A 5,943-nucleotide genomic window follows, 5' to 3' on the forward strand; every position below is an offset into this window, starting at 1 on the left:
TCTTCTCATGTTCTATCAAGAATCTCAAGATTATATTTACACTTCAAAACAAAAACAAGTAAACGGTCAAAATCTTTATTTTCCTGTAGAAATAGACACCGAATACACGCATTTAGCCAATATATTTAACACAGAACCAAAAATATGCACTAATATCACGGTTCAGTGTAAAGCTATTGGAAATAACGATAGTAAGATATACTCATTTAGCGATATCCGCACAAAATCGCGCCATAAACCGTTTCAATATGATTTTGTGGTATGGGACTACTTAAATGACTTAGGACACCAAATACAGCAATTAAACTATCAATCTGTGAATGTACCAGGAGAAATACCTTGGTTACAAGTTGACTGCTATTCGTTTTTTGCGGTTGCAGAATATCCTAGAGTATTTATGAACCAGTATCGACAAGACTTTAAAAAGATATTATTAGAAACAACAAGTAATAATGGTATTGAACAAGGTAGAAGATTAAGAACTTTTCATCGTGAGAAAAATAGGTATTTAAATTGGATAGAAACACCTTGGTTAATACTATTAGATAATTATATTTATCGTGTTAGATTGAGTATTTATGATACTAGTGCAGTACATGGTAATACATCTTATAAAAACTTCTGTACTAATAGCGGTTTAAAACTTGATTTTAAAGATAACTTTACTAGTGAAGAAAAAAGTAGAATGTTGGATATGTATGACCAACGACCAGAAGATTTTGATAATTATGCACTAGGTGATTTATATAATCATAATGCTTTATTAGGGAATGTTGAAAATTTTAAATTAATCTATCAATCACTAGGATTAGAAAATTATTACACAATACCTAAACTTACTATTGGAGCAACAGTATCTAGAATAATTGAATCAGCAATTAATAAACAATTTAATGCACCACCAGAAACTAGAGATTTTATTAATAAATATTGTAAATATGGCAGTGCAGATTACTTAAAAAGATTAGGTACTACTGGTGCTATAAATGCAAAAGTAGATGGTGGAAGATGTCGTAACAATAGACCATTAGACACTTTTCTAGAAACAGTTATTTGTAACCCAGATATAGCTGGATGTTATGGTAATGGTCTAAGAATTCAAACATATCCTTTAGGTGTACCATCACTGTTAGATTATCCTAGAAATAGTACTACTAATAAGTATTTAACTCTCAGACAATTTTTAAAGAAATATAATAAAGAATTTGTACCTGGATTATGGCAAGCAAGAATCAGTTTAAAAGACGATTATTATCTGAAATATCAACAAGATTATTTTATATCTTGGATACCACCAAAGGATATTAGAACGCTACCAACAGATACAGAAATTAGTTACACAGATCAATGGTGGGAAATTGATGATATTGGGACAACAAAAATATTCAAAAATGATATTCAAAATGCGCTATTAAATCATGACGGTTTACAGTGGATTGAACACATAGCATCAACACCACAACGCAAAGAGTTACTAGATAATTTGATAGTAATAACAGCTATGTGGTACTCCGCTAATGACCAAGTAAATAGTATTGAAGAATTGGTCAATGAGCATACCAATCATAAAGGTAAAAATACTACAGAAATAAAAAGACTAAAAGGTAAACAGCGAAAAATATCTATTCATGAAGAATGTCATAAATGGTATGGAATAAATCTAGGAAAATTAGTTGTAGATAAGCTTTTATTAGAACGTCAAAAACATCCTAAGAAAACACCATTTAATGAGTTATATAAACTTTGTGTTAATACTATTTATGGTGATATGGTATCGCCATTTTTTAGAGTTGGTAATGTCGTAGTAGGTAATAACATTACTGCTAGAGCAAGAGCTTATGCTTGGTACATGGAAAAAGGTTTTAACAGTAATCAAACTATTACTGATGGTGGTACTTTTGATATGAATGCTGTTACTTATTCCAGAAATAACCGACAATTAAATGGTACTAAATCAGTACATTTATATTTAAAAGAAAATGGTGATGATTATTATTTCAAACCTTTAAATACAAAAGTAACTTTAGATAAATTCGGCAAAGAGATCATAAAATATTTTGTAAAAAACGAATATATTAATCTTCAATTTAACGATAGAACAGAAACTAAATTAAACTATAAAGAAGCTATTGATTTATACAACATAGCTTGTCACGAGCATTTACAGTCGTTATTTAATAGCATTGATGTTTTACACCAAAAAACTATTGATTTATATGGTAAAGAGCATATAGGACAATACAAAATAGAAATTAAAGACTTCTCAAGTAAAGGTTGTTTTCACGGTTCAGCAAATTATCGATTATATTTTAACGGTAATGAAGATGTTAAAATGAGAAGCTATTCTAAAGGTGCTAAAGATATAGTTGTATTTGATGGTAATGAGTTGGTTTATGAACAACAATTAGAAATTGTTAAAGAGTTTCTTTGTTCTTTAGAAAACTCTCAAAAAGTACAACGTAGTAAAGTATTTATTAATCAGAAAATTTTAAAAGTTGGTGATTATCGTAAAAACAGATCATATTGGGAAAATACAGAAGTAATACCAGGATATACTATTTATCATTCAAGATTATTAAGAGAGTTTTCATTATCACAATTCACTTTTAATACTTATCAACAATATTTATCTTGGAAACGCGAATACGACTTTTTATTACGTCATTACACACAATCTTATGAAATGTTTTATTTAGATAATGATGGTGATTTAAACTATCAACAAATGATAGAAGATATTGAAGAATCAATTAGAAAGGGTGATAAAAAATATACTGTAAATCGACAATTGAAAAATAGAAATACTCACAGACTTTATCAGACACATAAACAGCAAGATGCACTGTTAGCCAGCAAAGAAGCAATTGATAATTTGTACAAGCGTAGAAACGATAATTGAGATGAGACAATAATCTAACGAGGGCTTTTGACACTCCCCTGCCTAAAGGCGAGGGGATTCTTGGTTCAACGAGTCTCCGTTAGACATCAGGATTTCTCCAAATGCCCAAGAGGGAGTCTCTCCCCAAGCGTATGTTCCTGCGTGTCCCGCAGTACGCAATCCTAATTGCAAAATATTGAGGCTAGCGTTTAAGTCCCTATCAGCCTCAAATCCACAATGAGGACATTTATGTGTCCTAGTTGATAGAGACTTCTTAACCTTCTCGCCACAGTTTGAGCAGTTTTGGCTAGTGTTATAAGGAGGTACTGCTACAGTTACCTTTCCATATTTCCAGCCGAAATACTCTAACCAGCTACGGAAAGCTGACCAGCTAGCATCGTTAATACTCTTGGATAGTTTAGACTTCACCATGTTCTTAACCTTTAAGTCTTCATAGGCTACCAAATCGTTAGATTGGATTACGCGCAATGCCTCTCGCTGGACAAAGCCTTTACGTTGCCTACTTACTCTTAAATGTTTCCGAGCATATCTATTTCTAGCCTTGAGATAATTGTTAGATTGTTTCTGACCCTTACAAAACTTCTTAGACTTCTTACGATTAGCTCTGTTTAATTGCTTCTCTGCTTTACGATAATACTGAGGAACAGGTACAGTATTACCCTTAGAATCGGCATAGAAATACTTTAAACCAACATCAATGCCTATACAGTCTTGAGTAGGTTCTAGTTGTTTTACATATTCTCTAACATCAATGTTGATGGCAAATTGAGCATAACAACCATCAGCCCGACGAACAATCTTAACTCGTTTTATTTGGTCGATTGGGTAGAAGTTCAAATCCCAACCACCTTTTAAAGTTAAAGTTCCTATTCCGTTCTTATCAGTGAAGGTTATCTTCTTTCTGTTATCTGACAGTTTCCAACCTGATTGTTTATACTCAACAGAACGGACATTCTTTTTAAACTTGGGATAACCTTTTTTACCTTTAACTTTCTTCTTGCAGTTGTCGTAGAATTTAGCAATGCTAGACCAAGCTCTCTCTCCTGCCTGTTGACAAGCTGAAGAGTTGAGGGCTTCTACATACTTAAACTCTTTTCTAAGTTCAGTAGTGTATCTGTAGATATCTTTCTTGCCGATACCTTTAGAATCCATCCATAAACGAACACATTTGTTTCTAACAAACTGAACAGTGCGTATAGCCTCATCTATTGCCAGAAACTGCTGTTTATTACCTTTAAGTTTGAACTCTAAAGTTATCATTTTACGCTCTCGACCTCTGCATAAAATTAGTATAACATATATGAATAAAAAGTCGCTCTGAAGGGCGAGGCTTTAAACCCAAAATTCTTGGTAACGTAGCCTAAGCGTGTACAGAAACCGTCAACATGATTTTGGTAACATTAATCGAGTTGGCGGTTTTTAACAATAACTTGATTTATGTAACAGGTTTCAAGTAAACTTGATTTATGTAACAAAAATCATCTTGATTATTGTTACAAGAAAATCAAGATAATAGGTGGTAATGATGAATCATACTAACTGGGGTGGCAAGAGGGCTAATTCGGGCAGGAAAGCAAAGCTTTTTAATAATCAGTGCAATCGTACTAAAGTATCAAGAATTAGTCTTTGGGATTTAGGACATATTGAATCTGGAGCTTATGACCGTGTTCTTGAAATTTTGAAAACATACCGTGAAGAAATGGTAGAAAAGAACGCTTCAAGAACATCACCACGTTGGCTCAAAATGTGGGCATTAATGGACGAAATCGAAGAAGTATTGGGATGCGACTATCTCTCATGGTCAAGACCTGAAGATTGACCAAATTAACAAGGCAAAAAGGATGACTTTTTCCACCAGGATTAAACCAATATTACAAAAGCAAAAAATTGGGGTGTAAAAAGTCGCGGTTAAGTTGGGGTTGATGACGCATTACTATCCCCTTATAATATCGCCCTTTGCGTCATGTTCTCAATAAGAATCCTATTAAATGGACTTTTTCTCAATACTGATTAAAGACAAACTTTGATTGTTTAAAAAATCAACGCGAGTTTGTCTTTAATTGTTTTTTTAATCAACACCAAAAAAACGACAAACTACATTCATAATACTTTCAGGTAAAAAGCCAAAATTTTAGATTGATATTTGAAGCTGCACAATCTAAATCGTGTTATTGTGAACCCTTGAAATTAAATGCGCTCCAATGCAGTATTACCAGTACTTGCATTAGAGCGACTTTATGACTGAAACGCCCGAAAAACGTTTAAGAAGTCGTTTTTATGATATCTCATCTATCTCAGCTATCCAAGTTAACAAACTTAAATTTCTACAAAACAAGATATAAACCTTGGAAAATCTACGTTTCAAGAATCCAAGGTTTAAAGAACTATTGGCTACTGCGAGTTAAAAAATCCTTATTTATAGCAAAAAATTTAAATATTAAAAATTTAAAGTCATTATTCAACACTTCTTACCATTTTAACCAACAAAAATTCAATTGTCGTTATTTAACGAGCTATTTCAGCAATTTAAAACACAAAACAATAGTTGTTAGTACATTTAAACGCTTCACGCTCAGTTTAAATAGTACAAATCAACTAACAATTAATTTAGACACTAGCTAAGTATTAAAAATCATTAATAACGTGAATACCTGAACAACCATTCAGGTTTTTGTATCGAATTTTCAAGCTTGGAAATTAAACACTTATTGATAAAAAATAATACTTATTGACAATTTGACCGTCTTAGTTCCGAGAACAGATCGCCCAGTTAAAAATCCAAATTTTTCATGTTTAGTCCAACCGACAACATATAGTTGTTTTAACTCTAACAACCTATTTACAAGGGTTACAGCGTTTCACGACAACGCATGACTGAAAATCAATAAATCAACCAATTAGTTATTGAAATTTAATGTCAATTAACTACTGTAATCAATTTACACTATTCAGAATCGCTTGAAACCTTACCCACCAATAAAAACAGCCAGTTGCAGGTACGAAAATAACCATGCAGACTGGCAACAAACAAAAATCTAAGTAAA

The 5,943-nt window shown here is 32.3% G+C and carries 3 protein-coding genes; 2 read left to right on the top strand and 1 reads right to left on the bottom strand.

The window, feature by feature from the left end; genetic code table 11:
• Positions 1 to 7 precede the first annotated feature (7 nt).
• Positions 8 to 2,899 carry a hypothetical protein gene (locus STA7437_RS24515; protein ID WP_015212137.1) on the top strand — a complete coding sequence of 964 codons (2,892 nt, stop codon included), beginning with the start codon at positions 8 to 10 and terminating at the stop codon, positions 2,897 to 2,899.
• A 42-nt stretch (positions 2,900 to 2,941) separates the two neighbouring features.
• On the opposite strand, the gene STA7437_RS24520 is transcribed toward STA7437_RS24515, so the two are convergent.
• A complete protein-coding gene (locus STA7437_RS24520) occupies positions 2,942 to 4,159 on the bottom strand; it encodes an RNA-guided endonuclease InsQ/TnpB family protein (RefSeq protein WP_015212138.1) in 1,218 nt (405 codons plus the stop codon).
• Between the two features lie 262 nt (positions 4,160 to 4,421).
• Here STA7437_RS24520 and STA7437_RS24525 point away from each other — a divergent pair, with 262 nt between their 5' ends.
• On the top strand, positions 4,422 to 4,718 hold the full coding sequence (locus STA7437_RS24525; protein ID WP_150109213.1) for a hypothetical protein: 297 nt from the start codon (positions 4,422 to 4,424) through the stop codon (positions 4,716 to 4,718).
• The last annotated feature ends 1,225 nt before the right edge of the window (positions 4,719 to 5,943 follow it).

Origin of the sequence: Stanieria cyanosphaera PCC 7437, assembly GCF_000317575.1 — a bacterium.
Classification (GTDB): domain Bacteria; phylum Cyanobacteriota; class Cyanobacteriia; order Cyanobacteriales; family Xenococcaceae; genus Stanieria; species Stanieria cyanosphaera.

Excerpts from the sequence above, each read along its gene's own strand:
- STA7437_RS24525 (WP_150109213.1), top strand. The coding sequence starts at position 4,422 with ATGATGAATCATACTAACTGGGGTGGCAAGAGGGCTAATTCGGGCAGG.
- STA7437_RS24515 (WP_015212137.1), top strand. The coding sequence starts at position 8 with ATGTTCTATCAAGAATCTCAAGATTATATTTACACTTCAAAACAAAAA.
- STA7437_RS24520 (WP_015212138.1), bottom strand. The coding sequence starts at position 4,159 with ATGATAACTTTAGAGTTCAAACTTAAAGGTAATAAACAGCAGTTTCTG.